Here is a 20,772-nt window from a genome sequence, read left to right on the forward strand (position 1 = left end):
CCGGCGCCTGCCGTCGCCCGGCGCCTCCTCGGCCGATGCCGCTCCTCGCCGGACGCCGATCGCGGACATCAGGAGATCGTGACACCGTCGCGGGGTCCTACGGACTCGGCGCCGCGCGGCCGCGGCCTCAACCGGCGAGCGACCGCTTCACCAGGGCGGCGACCCGGCCGCCCTCGGCCCGGCCGGCGACCTTCGGGTTCACGATCTTCATTACCGCGCCCATCGCCCGCGGGCCCTCGGCGCCGGCGGCCTTCGCCTCTCCGACGGCCTGCTCGACGATCGCGCCCAGCTCCTCGTCGCTGAGCTGCGCCGGCAGATACGCGTCAAGGAGCACGCCCTCCGCCTTCTCCCGCTCCGCCTGCTCGGCACGGCCGCCCTGGGTGAAGGCCTCCGCCGCCTCACGGCGCTTCTTCGCCTCCTTGGCGATCACCTTCTGGACCTCGTCGTCGGAGAGCTCACGCGCCGACGTGCCAGAGACCTCCTCCTTGGTGATCGCGGAGAGGGTCAGCCGGAGCGTGGCGGAGCGGAGCTCGTCGCGTGCTCTGATGGCGTCGGTGAGGTCTTCCTTGAGCTTGGACTTAAGGCTGGTCATAAGGGCAAGTGTGGCAGGTGCGCCGCCGTGGTCGCCCGCGGATTTCGCAGCCGTACGGCGTCTGCGACGATGGGCGCATGCGCGCACGATACGGAGTACCCCTGGGAATCGCGGCAGTCGGCGCGGCCGGCCTCGCCTATGCCGCCGGCTTCGAAACCCGCTCGTTCCGGCTGCGGCGGGTCTCCGTACCCGTACTGCCGCGTGGAATGCGTGATCTTCGTGTCCTCCATGTCTCCGACATCCATATGGTGAGCGGACAGCGCAAGAAGCGGCGCTGGCTCCAGTCGCTGGCCGGACTGCGTCCCGACTTCGTCGTCAACACCGGCGACAACCTCTCCGACCCGGAGGGCGTACCGGAGGTGCTTGACGCGCTGGGCCCGCTGATGGAGTTCCCGGGCGTCTATGTCTTCGGCTCGAACGACTACTACGGCCCGAAGCTGCGCAACCCGGCCCGCTATCTCTTCGAAAAGGCCCAGGGACGCCACGGCCTGAACGGCAACGCACCGGCCGTCTCCGCGCTCCACAACCCGTGGGAACCGATGCGTGACGCCTTCGACGCGGCGGGCTGGGTGGGCCTCAGCAACACCCGGGGCCGGCTCAAGCTGGAGGGCTACGAGATCGCCTTCACCGGCGTCGACGATCCGCACATCAAGCGGGACAGATACGAGCGGGTCGCGGGCGGCCCGGAGGCGGGCGCGGACCTGTCGATCGGCGTGGTCCACGCCCCGTATCTGCGCTCCCTCGACGCCTTCACCGCCGACGGTTACCCGTTGATCCTGGCCGGACACACCCATGGCGGACAGCTCTGCGTCCCCTTCTACGGCGCGCTGGTCACCAACTGCGACCTCGACACGGACCGCGTCAAGGGCCTCTCCACCCACCGCTCCGGCGGCCACCGGGCCTATCTCCACGTCTCAGCGGGCTGCGGCGCCAACCGCTACACCCCGGTCCGCTTCGCCTGCCCGCCCGAGGCCACCCTGCTGACGCTGACGCCGCCCGCCTGACCACGCGGCCCCGGGCCCGCCACCGGGCCAAAACCGGATTTCGTCTCCGGCCAGCGGTGGGCTAAAGTAATCGATGTCGCAGCGACACGGGCGACATCGGGGTGTAGCGCAGCTTGGCAGCGCGCTTCGTTCGGGACGAAGAGGTCGTGGGTTCAAATCCCGCCACCCCGACAGCCGAAACACCAGGTCAGGGGCCTAATCCGCTTAGCGGGTCGGGCCCCTGAGTGGTTTCCGGGGTCGCTATGGGAGCCGTTTGGGAGCCGAGTGTGGGAACACAGCTCTCACGGGTCAACGCCACGACTGTCACACGGAGCGGCCGAGGGCCACGCAGTCACTCGCCAGATGTTCATGCTCTGGGAGCGGCGGACCCGCCCGCGAGGGGCTGCTTCCACCAGCGCGACCGCTTCGCACCATCGCCTCCCGCACTCGTACGATCTCTCCGACCACGTCGGTAGAGCCGCAGCCCTACGATCCCTTCTCACGCTGGGATCCGAAAAGTTCAATGTCACCCACGCCAACCTCGGCCGACAGCCTCCCCTCCCAGGTCCGAGCTGATGTGACGGTCGCCAGGCGGTCTCGATTTGTCAGGGCAGGTTCAGATGGGCGAAGACGACGTCTCGCAGGCGGAGCACGGCGTCGGGGGTGGTGGCTGCGAGGACCGGGACCGCGTGGTGCCAGCCATCCGGGGTAAGAGCTGCTGTTAGGAGGACTCTTGCCCGGGGGAGATCCGGGCCGGACGGAGTCGGGAGTAGAAGGCCAGCCAGGCGCCGCGACGATCGCCGCCCGGGAGGTCTTCGGCGCGTTACGACGGTCCGAAGGCGACTTGGCGGCGGTCGCCACGTGGCCGGGGACACGCGGCACGAGGACCCGCAGGTCGCCGCCGCCCCGGTACTGGGTCAGCTCGACCGCGTACACCTCCGTCTGCCGCATCCGCCGATTGAGGAATTCCACGATCGCCCGCAGCTCCAGCGGGATGCGGTTGGCCACGAACAGCAACCGCATGTGGCCCGCCGCCAGTCGCTCCTCCACCGCCGCCCAGAAATCCTCCGGGGTACGTTCGCCCAGCAGTTCCCCGTACGCCTCGTCCAACGACCGGTCGTCCGCCTGGCAGGTCTCCTCGAAGGAGCGCTGGAGCAATGCGGCCGGCCAGTAGCGGGCACCGTTCGCGGCGTAGTCGAGCATCTGGCCCACGACTTCCCGACGGATCCGGGTGTCACTGGCCCGCTTGACCTCCACCAGCGTCGGTACGCCGTCGGCGTCGACGAACAAATGGTCCAGCCAGTACGCCGGACCGCTCTCCACGCTCGCCGGCACCCTCATCTCCCGCGCCACCAGCACCAGCCGCAGCAGTTGACCGTCCGTGAGAGACCCGAAGTTCAGCACCCGCGGGTGCCGAGCCAATAGTTTCTGGAACTCGGCCTCCGTCTCGAACCCCGCCGACTCCAAGCCCGCGAGTCCTCATCAAGCACGAACAACGCCTGATCAGTCACTTTCAATCCCTACGAATCCGTGGCCGCGCAAAGCTCACTTCCCCACTCATTCATACCGGATGCGACTGGCAGCGCGGCCCGAACAGCTCGTCCGTCACCTCACCATGAGGCTGAGTAGCTGAAGCATGTATGAAATCGGCGCCTCACCAGGAGCGCCCACCCCCGTACACGACGATGGCTGCGGCGATGCCCGGCCGCTCATCAGCTCTCGGTTGCGACCTCCGCTCCTTCCGGAGACTCGCATGACCCATTTCTTGCTAGCGTCGTTCCGTCGCCATGGAGGTCCAGTGCCGTCTTCTCTCTCCGCCACACCCCACGTCGACCTGCGAGTTGAGCCGGTCGATGACGTGCTCACCCAGGTTGAGCGTGCCTTCCAGACTTCGCTGGACCTGGGGACTCTGGTGCGTAAACGGCGCTCGCTGGGTGCGCGTACCGACCGTGGCACGTGGGTGCGGATCGAGCGGCGCCGGTTTGACAAGATCGGCGGCCAGGGCTGGAACGGAACCGAATGCGCTGCCCTGCTGGGTGGGGTGGCCAGGCCCCAGTGGCACCGGGGCACGGCTTGGCGCGAGCCCGATGATGCCGTGATGTGGCGGGCCGACGAGACGGACCTTTTGCCAGGAGCGCCGATCGGCAGCAGCGTTCTGGCTACCGATCCCCACCTGCCGGACGAGTGGTGGCAGGCGTTGAATGCGTCGTTGGACGCGCTGGCCGTCCAGCATACGAGGCGCGTGGCCACCCCGGACACCGTCACAATCACCCAGAGCGCTGTTACTGAGGCGATCCAGCGATTCCTTCCTGTCGGCGCCGACACGGCGTTGAGCCAGTGGCGGCCAGCGCACGCTGACCTCAACTGGGCGAACATGACCGGACCGCGGTTCTGCCTGTTCGACTGGGAGGACTGGGGTATGGCCCCTCAAGGTCTGGACGCGGCGTCGCTGTGGGGGAACTCGCTTGCCGTCCCGGCGCTGGCCGAGCGCGTCCGCCACGAACGGCGCGACGACCTGGAGAGCCGGGACGGCAAGCTGATGACCTTGTTCGTCTGCGCGAAGATCCTGGCCCCGGACGCCCACCCCGAGGACCCTCGCCTCGAACCGGCACGCGAGATGACGGAACGAGTCGCGGACGACCTTCAGACGGGCTGACGGCCTGCCCGTTCACAGAGGAGCCGCCGATACGTACGGAGGCTCCTGGCGTCGGCCTTGTACCGCAGGGCATCGACCAGTTCCCGCAGGTGGGAGGGGTTATCCGTACCGACGGCGACCCTGCCCACCTGCGGTAGCCAGTACGCGGTGCGGAACGCGGCCTGCAGTGCCGAGAGGCCGTCATCAGGGTCCTGGATGAACACCTGCGGGTCGAGCTGGCCCCACAGCGGATCCGTGGCCTTACCGCCGAACGGGCTCATACCCCAGAGCTGTCCCGCGCCGAGGTCCCACCGGGCCGCGAGGGTTTCAGAGGCTTCCAGGACGTCGATCCCGGCGAGGAGACCTCCGCGGACCATGAGGGCGTCGGGCCTGGGCATGGAGCCGACCGCCAGTTCGCGCAGCGGGCGGGGGTCCCAGGAGGAGATGCCCCAGGCTCCGCACAGCCCCTCTGTCGCGGCTACTGCCAGGGCAGTGCACGCCATGGCCAGAGCGTCCTTGGCGGCGTTCGGCGAGCCGGTGAGAGAGCGCTCGGGGTTGTGCAGGAACACCAGGTCCGGCGCGCGGCCCAGGTCGCGGTTCGTCTGCTCCATGGCTCTCCGAAGTCGGCCTGGATCGAGGGAGTGCTCGGCCTGTCCGGCGGCCGGGAAGAAGCCGACCTTGGTGGAGAGCGTGAAGCGGGGAAGGAGATCGCTTCCGATCTCCGCCAGGGCGGAGTGGGCTGAGAAACCGCGGTAGTTGAAGCTGGTGTCGATCGCGTCGATGCCGAGTTCCAGCGCGCTGGTCAGGATCCGGCGCTCGTAACGAGATCGGTGTAGCCCGAGAACAATTCGGGGGTCAGACTCGCGCACAGCTCCTCCTCCACCAGGATCTTCGCCAGTGCCTCCACCTCGGCGCCCAGCGCGCGGGCGGCCTCGTCCAGTTGAACGGGGTGGCCGCTCAGGAGCATGCGGAGTCCCGGCAGGGCCCTGGCCGCGAACGTGAGCTTCTTGCCGGCGGCCACCACGACAACGCTCTCCCCGACCTCGCGGATCAGGGGTGGGAACTCGCTGACACACGCCACGGCCTCCAGAGGGCCGAAGATGTCCAGGAAGGGAACGTGCCTGCCGGGAGAAGCTTCCTGCTCACGAAGCCTGAGGAACTCCGCCGGGTCGCGGGCGTCGATGAGGCGGGAAGTGGCGGTGGCCAGCAGCGAGTGCTGGGCCTGTTGTTCGTCGAGGCCGCCCCATCGGTCGAGGTCGTGGCGGAACACCTCCTCCTGGCGGGACCAGTCGGCGAGCCAGGTCAGCCAGCTCACCCCGGTGCGCTTGGCGAACCCGAAGGTCACATGGGTGCTGTGGCCGCCGCCCTGACCCACGCGGGTGGCCGCGTGCCAGTAGCCGCGGGGGATGTGCATCACGTCGCCGGCCTTCATGGTGCCGGTCCATACGGTCTCTTCGCTGGGAGTGTTGTTCCGCTCCGCGTCCCGGAACATGGGCACGGGCCGGGAGTTGCCGCGTACCTCCCACTGCTTCTCGCCGGCCAGTTGCACGATGAGGACGTCGTGGTCGTCCCAGTGCAGGTCGAAGCCGGACGCGTCGTTCGTGGTCAGGTAGACGTTCGCTTGGACGTGCTCCCGGGACCACCACTGCATTGCCCGGCAGGCCGCTTCCATCGTGGGGTCGAAGACGTTCGACTGGTCCAGGACCAGCGTCGCGCCCTCACGCAGGAGGCCCCCCAAGCGGTGCATGTCCGCCATCGGTATCGCCTGCCCCCGGGGTGTGACCTGGCGGTCGAGGTACGCGTCCGGGTGCAGCTCCTCACCGCCCTTGAAGAAACGGAACTGGGGGTTGGCGAGGCTCCGGCGCATGACCATGTCGAGCAGGCGCGGAGGTGTGAGCAGCCGCGCCACGATCTCGGGGTCGATGATGCTTCCCCGGGCGAACTTCTTACCGAGCGGGCCTGGACCATCCCACCCCAATGCCTCTTCGACGGCACGAACCAGTCGATGCTCCATGAGCTGTTCCCTTCCTTGCGTCAGATCGGACGTGGGAGGCGGAGGGATCGCGGGTGCGACCCCTCCGCCAGAGAACTGGCGGCTACGCCGCGTGGTTCAGCCCGTCACCCCCGGGCCAGGGGCCATCGCCCGAGCTGCCCTGCCCCGGGTCGGAGGCGTTGCTGTCATGCCGGTCGTGGACGCTCGCGAGGACTTCCACGGCGACCAGCAGACCCTCCTCGACGGAGGGTGTCGTGTCTCCCACTTCGTGCTCCTTCCTCTACCGATCTCCCGCCGGTGCGGCGGGAAGTCTGTGGCGTGCGGAGGTGCCGGTTACTGCGGGCGGAGGCCGTCCCCGTGGCTGTTGGGTCCGCGCAGGGGCAGGCTGAAGGCCAGCTCGTCGTGGCTGGGGCCAGCGCTCAGCGACGGCGCAGGAATCCGCCTCGCGCCCGGTGCTTGCCTCCGCGCCGTCCAACGGACGGCTCCGTTTCAGAGGCAACACCGGGTTGCGCCGATCGCGTCGGCTCATCGTGGAGAAGGATGGATCGCCAGACCTGGTCGTGCAGATCCCGGATGCAGGGGCCGCAGGCGTACATGGCCGCCTGGGCACCGGCCACGCTCACAGGACCGATCCACAGAACACGGGTCCATTCCTGGACGCAGTAGAGCCAGCAATATCCGTCCACCCACCGGTTGCCGTCGTCGGTGTCCGCCGGTGCTGGTAAGCCGCCCCGGGCGAATTCGGCGATCCCGGGTATCAACCGGGGCGTCACGGCCAGGTCAACATGCACAGTTCAGCCTCGAAGGTCACTCGCCCTGAACTGCCACCCGGGCCTGACCCTTCTTACGGGCGTCGGCAAAAAGGAGGGTGGGCTCGGCCAAGATGTCGCGGCCGGATTCGCTCTTGTAGATCTCGTCGACGCTGCCGAACCGGGCTTCCGAATAGTCGAGGTCGAGCAGAGCCGCTGCCTGCCGGACCGATGCCTCGTCGGCTCCTTCGATCTCGATGAACGTGGGGAGGTCCGGCCAGGTGTCAAAGTCGAAGGCGACCTCGCCCAGGCGCCACTCCTCGCGGTAGTTCTCCTGGTAGCGGACCTCGCGCCATCCGATCGTACGGAGGATCTCGGCCATGGCGTGCAGATCCGAGACCTCGGTCTCGACCTCGGTGGTGCCATCGATGGTGGTGGGGTCGGTGACCTGCTTCAACGTGAGCGTGGATCGAGTGGCCTCGTCCCTCAGACGGATCCAGGCGCCACCTTCAAGGGCGTCGATTTTGCGGGTGAGGAGCGTGCGCGGGAACGCCTGAGTCGCGCCGAGGGCAGCCAGCCTGGCCAGGAGGTCGTCCACGTCGACGGCGAGGAACTTCGCCTCATACTCGTGCTTCATGAGTCCTTCTTCCCTGTGTCTCTAGGAGAGGGTGGACGCGCGGGCGGCAAGGAAAAGGCCCATGCGGGGGGTATGGTCCTGCAATTGCCCGACGTGGGCCCGCTCGGTGAACTCGTCTGTCCGCAGGGTGAGCAGGACGTCCCAGTCGCCGATGAAGTAGCGTCGGAGCCTCTCAGGCGACGTGTAGTGCTCAAGCAGGTGATGGCGCTGCTCGACGGGCATCATGAACTCCGCGCCGTACAAACCACCAGGCCGGACCAGGCGCTGCATGCGGTAGACGAACTCACCAAGAGGGCGGCGGTGGTTGGCACCGTAATGCCATGAGCAGCTCGTCCAGACCGCGTCACTGGTTGTGCCCAAGGGCTCGGATACGAGGAAGTCCTCCTCTACGACCTGCACCCGACCATTGAGCCCTTCGAGCTTCAGCCGCTCGATCAGCCCCATCGCATGGCCGGTGTTGTCACCCGGAAGTTGGACTTCGCCGCCGTGAACGGCGATCGGATCGCGTTCGATGGCGACGACGCGATAGCCGGCGGAGACCAGCGGCAGGATGAGCCTGCCGTCGCTCGCACCGATGACCGTAACGGTGGAGTCAGGCTCTGCACGCTCCTTCAGAACGGCGAGGAACTGTGGGAAGAAGGTGAGGGTGTGCCGCCACATGCTCTGTGTGCGCACTGAGCTGCTCTCCTTGAGCGTTGATGGCGATGATCGTCTGAAGCACCTCGTCGGGCTTGAGTCCGGTGGTGTTGACGCGGTGCATCGGGAACGAGGTGTAGGCGTCGGCGATTTGATCGGCGGCGATCTCAGCGAGTGCGTCCCAGCGAAACACGGGCTTCTCCCGCAGGGCGAGGCGGCGCTGGCGCTCATCTTCCGCGCAGATCGGGTGATAAGTGATGGGATGCGATAGATCGGACGGCAGGGTCACACCAAGGCCAGTCCCAAATGCGCGGTGATTGGCCAGGCAGCGGGCGAAGTAGCTCTCCACGACGACCGGGGTGCCGGCGGACAGGTATCGCTGAATACGGTCAGCCGCACTGAACAGGGCCGAGAGGTAAAAGGACATCCGGGAGTCGACATTCCCTCGGAGGCCCACCTCGTGCCGCAGCGCTTGATAGACGGGAGGCACGGTCGGGACCAGCACGGCTCCGCGGGCTGTTGCGAGCATGGGTGCGAGGGTCGACTTGCCAGTGCCACGGAGTCCTTCGAGGCTCTCGAACGACGCCTGGTCAGACACGGCCGTACACCACGTCCGGTACCGCGAGGGTGAGTTCGTCGCCGGCGGAGGATCGGTGGGTGATGTGGTCAGCGAGCTTGTCGTACCAGAAGGCGTGTGAGTCGCGGCCAACCGCCTTGCAGGACATGGTGAGTGCGCCGCGCGGATCGGCCTCGATCCGCTCGATCTGCGTCGGGCCAACTACAGGAGCGCGGATCTCCGGGGCGCCATGCTCGGACAAGTCCTCGTCAACCATCATTTCAATCGTCAGCTCGGCGGTCTGGAACTGTTCACGAAGGCGGATGTAGGCGGCAGAATCGGTGACGAGGAGTTCGGGGTGATCTGCCGCGTTGCCGACCGGCCGGAGGCAGTGAAGCTTCAACTGCTCGACCCCGTAGTGTTGCAGGGTGCGCGCCAGGGGCAGCACCTCGTCGATGTTGCGAGCGGTGACCGTCAGGGTCGCACCGGTGCGGACACCGAGTCCCCGGGCGATGTCGAGTGCGCTCAACGTGCTCTGGTAGCTCCCGAACTTACGGATGTGATCGTTGGTCGAGCCGATGCCCTCCAGCGATACCGGCAGCAGGTCCAGATCGGGGGCGATCTCGATGAGCCGGCGCTCGATCCGATAGCCGTTAGTGCAGATCTCGACCCGCATGCCCAGATCCTGCTTGGCGTACCGGACGACCTGGGCGAGGTCCTTGTGGACGAACGGCTCGCCGCCGAGCAGAGTGACAGCCTCAGTGGCGTATTGCTCGCGCATAAGCGTGAGGAGGCTGATCGCCTCGTCCGCGGTGAAGGCATCGGCGTGCTGGAGCCTCTTGCCATGGAAGCAGTGCAGACACTCGAAGTCGCAGCGGTACAACAGCTGCAGGTACAGCATCCGGATCCTGCGGATCCCGGTGACTTCCCCGATCACGTGGGTCTCCCTGGGGCAGTTGCCTGGTGGGAGACCTGATGCTCGCGGAATGAGGAAGGACCGCATCACCGCGTATCCGGACGCCGCGGGGACGTCCTGGGACGTTTTCAGTGCGCCGAGAAGGTCTCCAGGATTCCGAGAATTCGCGCGGTGTCCGTCAAGTCCGGTAGCACCACCTGGGCCCCGGCAGCGGCCAGCTCTTCGGCGCTGTGGACGCCAGAGGCGACCGCGATGATCCCGGAGCTCGTGGCGAGCGCGGCTTCAACATCCCTCGGGGTATCCCCTACGAGCACGACAGGCACGTCTTCCCGGACGTCCCGGAGGCGTTGGGCACGCTCTCGGGCAACAGCCACCAAGCCCGGCCGCTGGAGAGCGTCCGCCCCGTAAGCGCCAACCGACAGGTCCAGCAGGGGGTCAAGGCCGAAGGCCGAGACCTTCACGCGTGCGTTGGCCGCGATATTGCCGGTGAGAACCGAGGACACCCAGCCATCCCGTGCCGAAGCTTCCTTCAAGACGTCACGCACGCCGGGCAGGGCCGTTCCGCGCCGACTGAGATCGTGGAGGCGCTCCTCCCCCGCGCCGGCGAGAGCGGCCTCGACAGCGATCCAGTCCGGCTCGGCCAGACCGTTGCGCTGGAACATGTCGCGCATGATCAGGCGATCTGTGCGGCCCTCCGTTCGCGCCGGTTCCGCCGGATCAGTTCCCGCCAGCGCCGTGAAGGCAGCCGCGTAGATCTCCTTGCTCACTCCGGCGTTCTCGATGAGCGTGTGGTCGATGTCCCACAGGACGATGAGTTCCATACGACCAGCGTAAATACCCTGGTCGGAGCTTCGGCGCCTGAGGAACGTCCCATAACGTCCTTGTACGCTCCTGACCGCCTCAGCTTGTATAGCGTCTGTGAACGAGCGACTGCACTCCGTACTTGCCCAGCGCGGCGTCTCGCCAGAGTCACTCGCTGAAGTCTGCGAGGTAGACCCCAAGACCGTCGGCCGGTGGCTCGGGGGGCGCGTTCCTCATCCGCGCCACCGTTTCCGCGTCGCCCAACACCTCCGGGTGGAGGAGTTGTTCCTGTGGCCACTCCCGGTGCCGAGTGCCGGACAGCCCGCTTCCGGGTCGGGATTGGAGCTGGTCGAGACCTACCAGAACCGAGCCAGCGTTCCACGGGACATGTGGCTCTCGCTGCTGAAGGGAGCCCAGGACCAGATCAGTGTCCTCGTCTTCTCCGGCACCTTCTTCGCCCAGTCCAACCCCCACGTCGCCAAGATGCTTGCCGAGCGCGCGGCAGACGGGGTGCGAGTACGGCTCTGCTTCGGCGATTCGAGCGGCCGAGCCGCGGCCATCCGCGGCCACGAAGAGGGCATCGGCGACACGCTTGCCGCCAAGATCCGCGCTTCCCTGACCTACTACCGGCCCTTATTGTCCGAGGCGGGCTGCCAGGTCAGACTGCACGACACCACGCTGTACGCCTCCCTGTTCCGCTATGACGACGACCTTCTGGTCAACCCGCATGTCTGGGGCCGGCCGGCCAGTGCCAACCCTCTGCTCCATCTCAAGAGAGTTGACGCTGTGGGATGGTTCGACAACTACGCTCAGAGTTTCGAAGCTGTCTGGGCCGCCGCGCGGCCCTGGACGCCAAACCAGGAGGGGCCTTCGTTACATGGGCAGGACTGAGTACTACAACGACCCCAAGGCCCCCAAGGCGAACACGCTCATTCCCGCCAACAACCTGCTCGTCGTCGACGACAGCGGCGCCATCCTGCTCCAGCGCCGACGCGATACGGGCCAGTGGGCGCTGCCGGGCGGAGCCCAGGACATCGGTGAGACGGCGGCACAGTGTGCGGTCCGCGAATGCCTGGAAGAGACCGGCATCATCGCCGAGATCACAGGCTTTCTCGGGGTCTACACAAACCCCAACCACATCGTGGCCTACACCGACGGCGAGATCCGCCAGCAGTACGAGAACACGTACATCGGCCGCCCCATGGGAGGCGAGCCCACCATCAACGACGAAGCCGACGGCGTCCGCTACATCCAGCCATCCGACTTGGACCAGTACGACATCCACCCCAGCATGCGCCAGCAGATCGGCGACTACCTCGCCGGCACCTACCCCTACCTGGGTTGAGCCGCCAACGCCGCTTCCACCCGCCCCACGGCAGCGACGATGTCCGGCGCCGCCCGACGGATGAATCGCCCCACCAGACTGTCAGCGCCATAACGGGTGGTGATCTCGGTCAGCCGAGCCTCGACAGAAGTGACCTCGCCATCGGGCGTGGTCGTCATATCGCAGTAGACGAGCGCGTCCACAAGGCGCTGGTCGTCGAGCAGCGGAAACTCGGCCTCCAGCACGTCCCGGAGTCCGCGTTCCTCAGCTTCCAGCAACGCAAACGAGTGGTTCGCCACCAACCGCACCAACCGGTCATCGGCCCCATGCTCGTCCCGGAGGAACCGGGCGCCATCAAGGGGATGGAAGCCAGTGAGGGCCAGCCTGGCCGCGTACCCCACGTCATGCAGGGTGGCTGCGGCAACGAGCAGATCGGAGTCCTCGCCAAGGATGTTTCCGAGCTCGACCGCTCGGGCGGCTACCCCCTGCGAATGCGCCCACCGCCGGGGAAGAGCAAGGCCAAGCTCTGTCTCAGCCACGCCAGCGGCCCAACCCACTGTCTCTTCATCCATGGTCACGTACATGCCCCATAGGGAGCCGGGCACTCCAGACTGGCTGAGGAACGCTCACACCGCAATCGCGACGTGCTCCCCTCCTGAAACAGATCCAGGCGGAATCGGGCTACTGTGGAACACCATTAGCCTTAATAAAACTCCGGTGAAGGCTGTCGAGCTCATCGTTCTTCGATCCCCCTTTCAATCTCGGCGGCGGCCATCGCGGCGAGGAAGACGTGCGCCAGCATGACCAGATTGATGTGGCGGTACCAGCCCGATAGCGACGGACTTCAGTGCCTCGGGTTCGAGCCCCGTGCGCTCGGCCCGGTGGCAGATTGTGTCGCTATGTCCGTCGGGGCACCGCAGCACGATGTGGCTGCCAACGCGCAGTTGAGCGCTGAAGCCGGATCCCACGCTGCCGGGTTGCAGCAGCCCCGGACATCGCCGCGATCTCCAACGACCCACCTCTGCCGCCGGGATCCCTGTCCCCTCGATGACAGGCTCACGACCACGCACCGCGGAGTCGACTGCGACGTGGTCGCGGGGCGTTAGCAGGTCAGGAATGTGGCGACCGTGCCTATTGAAGGGCGCGAGCACGTCCACCAACTGGTGGACGACCACGTTCCAGCCCCTGATCAGGTCGACCGCCTGGTCAGGCTCAGCCGCGTAGATCATGTGCGTAGATCATGTCTGGTGCCGCGACGAGCGCTGGCTGTGAACTGCTACCGTGCTCTGCCCCAGAACCGCATGGCCACTAGAAGACTGCTGAAAATCTTGTTGAGGGGCTGTTCGGCCGTAGGCCGGGCGGCCTCTTCTTCGTCATGGGGTGGCCGGGGCGAGACGCCAGGTGGTGTTGGTGCGGGTGAGTCCGAGTTTGATCAGTCGGCGGATGTTGAGGGCGGCGGCGCGGTGGTGGAGTGCGATGTTGTTGGCGATGACGCCTCGGTAGCGGACTCTGCGGTTGCCGTGGGCAACAAGCCAGGCGATGGCGCGTTCGACCGGGGGCCGCCATCGGCGGTATTCGTCCTGCCAGGCGGTATCGGTGGCGGCCTGGACGCGGGCCGCGGTCAGCAGTTCGTGCTGAGGGTGGACGTTGATAACCCGTCCGGTCTTGGAGGTTGTGCAGCGTTCCCGCAGTGGGCAGCCGGTGCACAGCCGTTTGAACTGGGCGGTGCGGCCCCCGTCGGCCTTGGTGCGGCCCAGGTTCGCGGTCTGTCCGGCCGGGCAGGTCACGGTGGCGGCGTCGGTGTCGACGTGGAAGTCGTCAATGGTGAAGCCTCCGGGGACGGCCTGCCGCAACGGCGGCGGCTTGACCACCAGGACGTGGCCCTGGCCGGTCAGTTGTTCACGCAGGTCGCCGGTGCCGTAGGCGGAATCGCCGAGCACGGTCAGCGTCTCGCCCTCGCTGTGGTCTTCGTCGGCCAGCAGGTCCAGCGCGACGGCGGCCTCATGGTTGTCCGGCCCGTAGCCGCTGGTTAACGCGACGGCAGTGAACAGTCCGGCCTCAGGCTCGAAGGACACGTGCCCTTTGAAGCCCTCTTGGTGGCGGGTTCGGTTCTTGTGGATGTGCCGGGCATCGGCATCGACGGTGGACACCGCCCGGTCGGGCACGGTGCGCCTGGCGATGCGCCAGCGTCCGTCGCGGCCGTCGGAGTCCTCGGCCGGTTCCACGTCCTGGCCTGCGACGAGGGCGAGAAGGCCCACCGCGTTCGCGGCCCGCTCGCCCAGCTCACGCTCGGGCAGACGGCCGAGCATGTTGAGCGCGTCGCTTACCAGGGCGTCGACCAGCGCCTCGCGGGCGGCTTCGTCATTCCAGGCGATCCTGGGTTTGCCGGGGTCGGTGTAGTCGTGAGCAGTGCACCACCGGCCGGCGACCTCGCCGGCGCCGGGGACCTCACGGATCACCCGGCGGATCGCGGCCACGATCTGGGTGACGGTGTCCTGGGTGGCCACCGCATCGTCCAGGACGGTGGAGTCCAGCGCCCGGCGCTGTTTTCCTCTGAGGACACCGGTGGCAGTGACCACCTCTTTGACCTTGGTGAAAATCCGCGTCGGGTCGGCCGAGCGGGCGAGCCGGCGCCGGAAATAGGTCAGCAGCGAGGGATCGAAGGCGGTGTCGTACAGGCCCAGCCCGCAGGCGGCCTTCCAGCGCAGGTCACACCGCAGTTCCTGGACCGTCTCGAAGTCCGACAGCCCCTGCAGGCTCTGCAGGACCACCGTCGCGGCCAGCACCTGCGGCGGCAACGACGGCCGTCCGTTGGCCGACGGATACATGTCCGCGAAGAACTCCGGCGGGAACAGCACCTCACGATGCTCGGCCAGGAAAGCGAACACACTCCCCGCCGGTATCAGCTCCCGGCAGGTCTCCCACACATCCGGCCCGACCATCTCCCGGCCCATTCCCCCTGCATGCCCACAAGACTGGCCCCGGACCTGCCGGTCCGGGGCCAGAACGCAAAAGATTTTCAGCAGTCTTCTAGGCAACGCCGTGGAGAGCGAGTCTGCTCGATTGCAGAAGCTCGTCGAGCACGCGCACCGGTGACGTGGGGTATATCGCCAGACGGACGTCGAGCGCCTTCCCCCACTGCTCCGTCAGTCCGGGCATGAGACGCCTGCGCATGCCAGGGGTGACGTGGGCATAGCGGGCCGAGACCGAGCCGTCGATGTGGCCCATGCGTTCGTCCATGAGGACCTTCTCGGTGCCAAGGCCCTCTATCATGGTCCGGTGAGTGTGGCGGAGGCCATGGGGGTGATGCCCTTGGCGATCGGGAGCCAACAGGCGTCGCGTCGGTCCGGCACACCCTCGAACTGACCCGCGCGCACAGTGCTCAGAACCGCACGGACGAAGCTCTCGCCCTCGTCCTGGACGCGGAGGAGCTCTCGCCCGAGCAGGTCCGCTACCACTTCATCTCCCGCCACCTGGTGACCGCCTGGGTCCGGCAGCAGCGCGGGAAGACGAGCCGTCTGCTGGCCGGTGTGGCTCAGCGGCTACGTGTCGTCGGGTGGTCCGCGTGCTACGGCGTCCATCACCAGCTCCGCGAACGTCTCCAGCTGCTTCCGTTCCTACGCCCCGACCACACCGTCTACCTCGACGTACCGGCCGAGGCGCTGGCCTTGCGACGCAAGAAGGCCGGACACACGGAGGTCGAGTCCGGCTACTTCCTCCACGACCCGGCGTTCCTCGGGCATGCCCGCGACTACTTCGTCGCGGGCGTCCAGTCACCGATCGCGCGCGAGGTGATCGTCGTCCCCGCTGACACGACCCCGGCGGAGATCGCGCAGGCAGTGGAATCTCTCGTTACGTTCTGGGCGAGGTGACCCTCCGTGCCCACTGCCCTCTTCGCCTGGCGGCGCACACCGCCCCCGCTCCTCATCGGCGGAGCCGAGGTCACCCAACAGCTCCTCGCCGAAGAACTCGCTGCGGCCGGCTGGCGCGTCGACTATCTGGGATCCCATCAAGCACCGTGGGACCAAGCCGAGCAGCGCGATCAGCTCACGCGACAGTGCCGCCGCCTCGTCCGGATCCACACACTCGGTACTGGGAGCGCGCCGCCTGACAGGAGAAAGACCGAACAGGGCTCGGCGTGTCACAGGGGCTCCCCGTGTGCGCCGTTTACGTCATGGTGGAAGTTGTGCCCGATCCGCCGCAGGATTTCGTCTCCTTGTGGAACGCCGACATCGCTGAGGACACGAGCGAGGTTCACTCCAACGAAGCCCCTGTCCTCCTCCGACAGTCCCTGGAGTGTCGCCGCCAGAGCCCTTTCCCAGCCGTCCCGGTCGGTAAGTAGATTGCTGTGGGTTACCGTCCAGTCGAGCACTTCTCTTGCCTGCTCGGGCTGATGCAACAGCCAGAGAGCGGCCAGTCCAACCGGTCCGCCCGCAACCACTTCGCGATAGAAGCGGTACGCCTCACGATGGGCCTCGCCGAAGGCCGGCGGAAGGGTAGGCACCGCGCCGGTGCCCGGCGCGGTCAGGAACGCGTCCGGAGGATCCAGGAACCAGTACACGAGACCCGCTTCATCTATCACCCGCAGTTGACCGGGCGGCTCAACCTGGGCGGTCCCGTAGTGCGGTGGCGGCTGTTTCAGCGGGTCAGGTACACCGGGCAGAGCCGCGTGCTCCCCGATATGCCGGACGATCCGCTGATGGGCTTCTTCCTCGCCGACCCGGGCCCTCGCGGCAACGACTGGGTTGCTGATCTTCCAGGCAACCTCATAGCGGGAACGCGGGCGAACCGCCGGTGTCGCAGTGCGCCGGGGGATGTCGACCCAGAACCTTCGTTCCGCGAGCGACACCTCCACTATGTCGAAGAACACTCCGCGCCGCACTTCCCGTACGGTCGGCCGCGGATAGCCCCAGAAGTCACCACCACGTGGCGGTTCCAGTCGATCCAGCCCCTGCTCCGAGAGGAACACGAGGGCTCGATCCACCGGTGTACCGAAGCGCAGACGGAGGAGCCGCCACGCGGGTGAGGAGGTCACAGGCGTAATCAGTTGATACGTCATGAGGCGATCCCTTCATCTGTACCGGTCGTTCGAGTCCGATGGCGGCGCAGCATGAACCGAATGACTCCTCGGTGTCGGTGAGCCATCCCGGCGAGCGCCGTGAGAAAGGAGGCGAAGTCAGTCCGGTGTCGCGGATCCGTGTCCTCCTCGATCAGAAGCAACCCTTTCGTCGTCGCCTCATACGTGGCCGGATCGTCGAGGGCGAGAACCACCAGTCGAAGGGCTTCCTCGGGGTAGTCCACCAGCATGTCGGACAAACTCAGGCGTGCGGCACCGGTGCTTCCTTGCTGGGGAAACGTCGAAAGACTCACCGACTCGACGACGTGCGCCGCCACAGCGTGACGCCGTGTTCCGCTCTCCGACGCCAGCCACTCAGCCACCTTGTCGAACACAATGGTGTGGTTCGCCTCCTCAGTGAGGAGCGCGCCGAGTGCGAAGGCGACCGCGGTACGCAGGCTTCGTTCCGCCTCTGTGTCCGGACCGTCGAGGACGGCGTCCAGAAGCCTCAACGCCGCGGCAGGACGAGCCAGGCCATAGCTGCCCGCGCAGGTTTCGGCGACTGTGCACCGGACGAAGCCCGAGCGTGCTCGGCTCCATTGCCGTAGCTGATCCCTCACCACGCCGGTCAGTGCGGCGTGCTGAACCATCTCTCCGAGTGCGAAAGCGACCAAGCGTCGCCGCCATCGCGTGCTCGCCGCGGCGAAGGGAACCAATTGGCGCAGGGTGCTGGGTCCGGTGGCATAGGTCAGTGCACGTCCGATCGCCCGACCCGCCGTCAGATCGACACCGGACTGATGAGGCAGGGAGTCAAGGGCCTTCCACAGCAGCTGCGCCATGCCCTCGTAGTCCAGCCACAAATGTCGGAGCAACGTCTCCGACCGGTGCCGGCCGGAGAACCCGACCGGCTGAACGGGATAGCGGGATCGCGACCCCGATCCGAATTCCGGCGTCAGCAGGCGCGCTCCCACGGCGGCCAGCCGGTCCTCAAATACCTGACCGAGTACATCGGGTCGCTCCGGCTGGCTGCCTGTTGCCTGGTCCGGTCCTGCTCGTTCGAGCATCAGAGGCCGGACCACCGCGGTGAACTGCTCGATCAACGTGCGGTCTTGTCGAGGCAATAATGCGACGGCGGCCATAAGGGAGAGGCTGTCAGCGTTGTGCCGTGATTCCGCCAGCGCCGCGCGCGCGGCCGAGACACTGCCGACCCGCAGATCTTCAAGTACGGAGCCTACGGACGTTTCAGACACGGCCGCCTCGCGCAGACCTTCGGCTACATCGGCTCCGTCACCGGGCAGAGGGTGTGCACGCAGGTAGTCGGTGAACTCACGAGAGGCAAGGTGTTCCAGTGCTCGGGCCATCTGCGGACCGGTGAGCTTATCTGTCTCGGCCATGGTCCGCAGCCGCTTCGCGGCCACATCTCCCGATAAGGATGGCAGATGCGTCACTTGCCACGGCTCGGTGTCGGGGACCATCACCGTCCCCTCGGCCACGGTGATGATCAGGTGGGCCCCGGAGCGTCGTAACAGGTCGGCCAGGCCCCTCAGTGCCACCTCATTGAGCGGGTCGGCCGCCGTTTGGGAAAGCCCTTGAAGCAGATAGCCACGGCTGCCTTTCGGGCGCCAAGTCGTGAGATTGGCCAGGGGATCCAGCCCCGTGATTCCGTCGACGCCGTACCGTTCCGCCAACAGTGCGAACGCGGTCGTACTCACACCTGTTCTGCCCCGCGCCCGCACCACGAGGACGTGACTGTCCAGTGCCTTTCGGCATCGCGTGTAGGTGGGCGGCTCGACGAAGACGTCCAGCCTCTCCCGCACCTCCGCAGCCGGATACGGCCCCTCGCGCAAACGCGGCTTGAGAATCCGCTCAGTGACCGCCTCGTCGAGCGACTCGGCGCCCGCCAAGAAGAAGACGTCGCCTTCAACCCCGCCCATGAACGCCATGCCCCGGTCGACTCGCTGCTGGTTGTCCCGGAAGGAGTTCTCCGGCCCAGGAGCCTGAGTGGTCTCCGCACCGGCCTCGTCGCGGGCATCCGTTCGAGGGGGCATTCCCCGCTCCGCGCTCACCGGGGGTCCCTGGGCCCGTCGACCTGCTTGTCGCGCCCCACGTTGTCCCCGCTCCCCCAGTGCTGGTTGGTTCCGTGATAGGAGGCGGAGCGGCCGGTATAGGTGAAGTCGCCGCCGACGTTGCCCATCAGAGCGGCACCCTCACCGACATGCTGTGTGTTGCCGCTGTACCGCGTCCCCGACCCACTCACGGGACCCAGCTCACGTGACACGGTTTCGGCAGGTTCCTCGCGCGGCCGGACGCCGGCCTCCAGGAGGTTCCCTGACGGCGACGGAACGTACAGCCACGCCTGCTGCGAGAAGTTCTTTCCCTCCACGGTGGCCGGCACCTCGACACAGCGATCGGGATGCAGTCCGGTGTAGGCGCCGAGCACCACGTCCTCGTAGACCCGGTGGGAGATGACAGCGGCGAGGTGAGTGATCTGCTCGCTCGCCGCAGCGAGGATGGCCTTGACCGGACGCGAGTCCAGAAGCCGGTGCGTATCGTTGCGGGCTGTGCCGTTGCCGTCGCCGGGCTGGTCCGCATCCGGCAACGGCCCAACGTGAACGCTGGCACGGAGGCGGATACGAGGCCCCACGGACTGCTGGTTGTACGCGCCGAGAATGTCGTCCAGGACGCCCAGGAACGGCCAGAGGATGAAAGGGAGGAACACCGGATCGAAGCCGAACACCACGCCGTCTCCGGTATTGGCCGGAAACCTCTTGGAGTCGCGCAACTCATTCAGGCCGGCGTTTTCGAGAGCCCGGTCAACGAGTTCGGGGATCAACTGGCTGACGGGGCCGTGCTGCACCGCGGGAAGACCGGTGAAATCCTTGGCGTCAACGGCGAAGAGGGCACGGTACGGAGGAAGCGGTCGGCTCTCGGCGTACAGAGCGGGCAAAGGAGGGTGCATGGGTGAACTCCTCGCAGACGGTTGCGGTGGGTTACCGAAGCTGCTGTTCGGTTGCTTCGAGACTCCGTCCGTTCCGCCGGGCCGAGTGCACAGTGCAGGGCACTTCCCCGGTGGCTCACGTCACAGTTGCGCCTTCAGCCGGCCGAAGCCCAACGCCGCAGCGTCCTCATGTCGTTGATGACGACCACTCGTCGTGCCGTCTCCACCGCGCCGGCCTCCCGTAACTGCTGCAGTGCGGCAGTAACGGCATTGCGTGTCACACCGGTGGCCTGACCGATCTCCTCTTGACTCAGTCCAGTCAGCCGTATGACACCGGATTCAGGATCAGCGCCCGTCAGCTCGGCCAGTCGCAGCAGTGCCCGCGCCAAACGCGCGACCAGCGGCAAGGTCAGCAGTTCGGTGCGGTGTACGTCGGATTCCCTCATCCTTGAAAGTGCTTGGCGCATCAGGTCCATGACCAGTCCGCGCTCCTCGACGAATCTGCGGAAACGCTGGGCTTCCAGTACGAGAGCAGTACAGGGCGTGAGAGCGACCACCTCCGCCGTGCGCGTGGTGCCGTTGAACACCGACACCTCTCCAAGTAGGTCACCCGGGCCTCGGAAGGCCAACCAGGAGGTCGCACCACCTGGCTCCCGTGACACAACCTTGGCGAGACCGGTCGTGAGCGCCAAGAGATATGTCCCTGGCGAGCCTTGCCGGAGCATCACGCTGCGTTCTCGGAAGGTCCGCGGTGTGCCTTGGTTCTGGAGTTCACGCCACATGTCTTCGGGCAGCACTGGTTCCCTCCCGGCGCACGTCCTCGTCGGCATACCCCACTCTCACGATTTGTACGTGGAACCTGATACCTTCCGCGCCGCACGTCGACGGCCGATGGCCGAGAACCGACATCGGTGATCGCCTGGTCGACAGAGGCACGGTCGCCACGGCCACCCGCT

General features: G+C 66.9%; 21 protein-coding genes, 1 tRNA gene and 1 pseudogene. 6 read left to right on the forward strand and 17 right to left on the reverse strand.

What is annotated here, in order from left to right; genetic code table 11:
• Window positions 1-127: 127 nt before the first annotated feature.
• Window positions 128-592: a GatB/YqeY domain-containing protein gene (locus PV679_RS10465; RefSeq protein WP_319679835.1), complete on the reverse strand. Its 465-nt coding sequence runs from the start codon at window positions 590-592 to the stop codon at window positions 128-130.
• A gap of 77 nt (window positions 593-669) precedes the next feature.
• Here PV679_RS10465 and PV679_RS10470 point away from each other — a divergent pair, with 77 nt between their 5' ends.
• Both PV679_RS10470 and PV679_RS10475 read left to right on the forward strand, forming a co-directional pair.
• Window positions 670-1,596 carry a metallophosphoesterase gene (locus tag PV679_RS10470; protein WP_319679836.1) on the forward strand — a complete coding sequence of 309 codons (927 nt, stop codon included), beginning with the start codon at window positions 670-672 and terminating at the stop codon, window positions 1,594-1,596.
• A 97-nt stretch (window positions 1,597-1,693) separates the two neighbouring features.
• A tRNA-Pro gene (locus PV679_RS10475) sits at window positions 1,694-1,767 on the forward strand.
• Between the two features lie 294 nt (window positions 1,768-2,061).
• Here PV679_RS10475 and PV679_RS10480 read toward each other — a convergent pair.
• Window positions 2,062-3,042 (reverse strand): hypothetical protein, encoded by a 981-nt coding sequence (locus PV679_RS10480; protein WP_319679837.1) that lies wholly within the window; start codon window positions 3,040-3,042, stop codon window positions 2,062-2,064.
• A 331-nt stretch (window positions 3,043-3,373) separates the two neighbouring features.
• On the opposite strand from PV679_RS10480, the gene PV679_RS10485 reads away from it, so the two are divergent.
• Entirely contained in the window at window positions 3,374-4,231 is an 858-nt protein-coding gene (locus PV679_RS10485) for a hypothetical protein (RefSeq protein ID WP_319679838.1), read from the forward strand.
• Here PV679_RS10485 and PV679_RS10490 read toward each other — a convergent pair.
• The 8 genes from PV679_RS10490 to PV679_RS10525 form a co-directional block, all read right to left on the reverse strand.
• Window positions 4,219-5,079, reverse strand: a complete 861-nt coding sequence (locus PV679_RS10490; protein ID WP_319679839.1) for an aldo/keto reductase — start codon at window positions 5,077-5,079, stop codon at window positions 4,219-4,221. The two genes, PV679_RS10485 and PV679_RS10490, sit on opposite strands and share 13 nt — an antisense overlap.
• On the reverse strand, window positions 5,013-6,224 hold the full coding sequence (locus tag PV679_RS10495) for a JmjC domain-containing protein (RefSeq protein ID WP_319679840.1): 1,212 nt from the start codon (window positions 6,222-6,224) through the stop codon (window positions 5,013-5,015). The genes PV679_RS10490 and PV679_RS10495 overlap by 67 nt, the downstream gene beginning before the upstream one ends.
• A gap of 82 nt (window positions 6,225-6,306) precedes the next feature.
• Entirely contained in the window at window positions 6,307-6,468 is a 162-nt protein-coding gene (locus PV679_RS10500) for a hypothetical protein (protein ID WP_319679841.1), read from the reverse strand.
• A 542-nt stretch (window positions 6,469-7,010) separates the two neighbouring features.
• On the reverse strand, window positions 7,011-7,589 hold the full coding sequence (locus tag PV679_RS10505) for a CYTH domain-containing protein (RefSeq protein WP_319679842.1): 579 nt from the start codon (window positions 7,587-7,589) through the stop codon (window positions 7,011-7,013).
• Window positions 7,590-7,610: 21 nt separating this feature from the next.
• Window positions 7,611-8,264 (reverse strand): SAM-dependent methyltransferase, encoded by a 654-nt coding sequence (locus PV679_RS10510; RefSeq protein ID WP_319679843.1) that lies wholly within the window; start codon window positions 8,262-8,264, stop codon window positions 7,611-7,613.
• Window positions 8,182-8,754 carry a hypothetical protein gene (locus PV679_RS10515; protein ID WP_319679844.1) on the reverse strand — a complete coding sequence of 191 codons (573 nt, stop codon included), beginning with the start codon at window positions 8,752-8,754 and terminating at the stop codon, window positions 8,182-8,184. The genes PV679_RS10510 and PV679_RS10515 overlap by 83 nt, the downstream gene beginning before the upstream one ends.
• Before the next feature lie 61 nt (window positions 8,755-8,815).
• On the reverse strand, window positions 8,816-9,718 hold the full coding sequence (locus PV679_RS10520; RefSeq protein ID WP_319679845.1) for a radical SAM protein: 903 nt from the start codon (window positions 9,716-9,718) through the stop codon (window positions 8,816-8,818).
• A gap of 107 nt (window positions 9,719-9,825) precedes the next feature.
• Window positions 9,826-10,518 carry an HAD family hydrolase gene (locus PV679_RS10525; RefSeq protein ID WP_319679846.1) on the reverse strand — a complete coding sequence of 231 codons (693 nt, stop codon included), beginning with the start codon at window positions 10,516-10,518 and terminating at the stop codon, window positions 9,826-9,828.
• A 97-nt stretch (window positions 10,519-10,615) separates the two neighbouring features.
• On the opposite strand from PV679_RS10525, the gene PV679_RS10530 reads away from it, so the two are divergent.
• Together PV679_RS10530 and PV679_RS10535 are read left to right on the forward strand one after the other, a co-directional pair.
• The gene (locus PV679_RS10530; protein ID WP_319679847.1) at window positions 10,616-11,389 is read left to right on the forward strand and encodes an XRE family transcriptional regulator; all 774 of its coding nucleotides are present in this window, start codon (window positions 10,616-10,618) and stop codon (window positions 11,387-11,389) included.
• Entirely contained in the window at window positions 11,376-11,843 is a 468-nt protein-coding gene (locus PV679_RS10535; RefSeq protein WP_319679848.1) for an NUDIX domain-containing protein, read from the forward strand. Before PV679_RS10530 ends, PV679_RS10535 begins: the two co-directional genes overlap by 14 nt.
• Here the strand turns inward: PV679_RS10535 and PV679_RS10540 are convergent.
• From PV679_RS10540 to PV679_RS10550, 3 genes and pseudogenes are all read right to left on the reverse strand, one after another.
• Window positions 11,831-12,406, reverse strand: coding sequence for an HD domain-containing protein (locus PV679_RS10540; protein WP_319679849.1), 576 nt, complete (start codon window positions 12,404-12,406; stop codon window positions 11,831-11,833). The two genes, PV679_RS10535 and PV679_RS10540, sit on opposite strands and share 13 nt — an antisense overlap.
• Window positions 12,407-13,195: 789 nt before the next feature.
• Window positions 13,196-14,764, reverse strand: a complete 1,569-nt coding sequence (locus PV679_RS10545; protein ID WP_319679850.1) for an IS1182 family transposase — start codon at window positions 14,762-14,764, stop codon at window positions 13,196-13,198.
• Window positions 14,765-14,852: 88 nt separating this feature from the next.
• Window positions 14,853-15,178: pseudogene (locus PV679_RS10550) on the reverse strand (LacI family transcriptional regulator); the annotation flags it as partial.
• 120 nt (window positions 15,179-15,298) lie between these two features.
• On the opposite strand from PV679_RS10550, the gene PV679_RS10555 reads away from it, so the two are divergent.
• Window positions 15,299-15,694, forward strand: coding sequence for a hypothetical protein (locus tag PV679_RS10555; protein ID WP_319679851.1), 396 nt, complete (start codon window positions 15,299-15,301; stop codon window positions 15,692-15,694).
• A gap of 269 nt (window positions 15,695-15,963) precedes the next feature.
• Here the strand turns inward: PV679_RS10555 and PV679_RS10560 are convergent, their stop codons facing one another.
• The 4 genes from PV679_RS10560 to PV679_RS10575 form a co-directional block, all read right to left on the reverse strand.
• On the reverse strand, window positions 15,964-16,881 hold the full coding sequence (locus PV679_RS10560; protein WP_319679852.1) for a hypothetical protein: 918 nt from the start codon (window positions 16,879-16,881) through the stop codon (window positions 15,964-15,966).
• On the reverse strand, window positions 16,878-18,926 hold the full coding sequence (locus PV679_RS10565; protein WP_319679853.1) for a hypothetical protein: 2,049 nt from the start codon (window positions 18,924-18,926) through the stop codon (window positions 16,878-16,880). Before PV679_RS10565 ends, PV679_RS10560 begins: the two co-directional genes overlap by 4 nt.
• Window positions 18,927-18,940: 14 nt before the next feature.
• On the reverse strand, window positions 18,941-19,837 hold the full coding sequence (locus PV679_RS10570; protein ID WP_319679854.1) for a hypothetical protein: 897 nt from the start codon (window positions 19,835-19,837) through the stop codon (window positions 18,941-18,943).
• A gap of 134 nt (window positions 19,838-19,971) precedes the next feature.
• Window positions 19,972-20,646, reverse strand: a complete 675-nt coding sequence (locus tag PV679_RS10575) for a Crp/Fnr family transcriptional regulator (protein ID WP_319679855.1) — start codon at window positions 20,644-20,646, stop codon at window positions 19,972-19,974.
• Window positions 20,647-20,772: the final 126 nt, after the last annotated feature.

The sequence above is a fragment of the Streptomyces sp. AK02-01A genome, assembly GCF_033795305.1.
Lineage (GTDB): Bacteria > Actinomycetota > Actinomycetes > Streptomycetales > Streptomycetaceae > Streptomyces.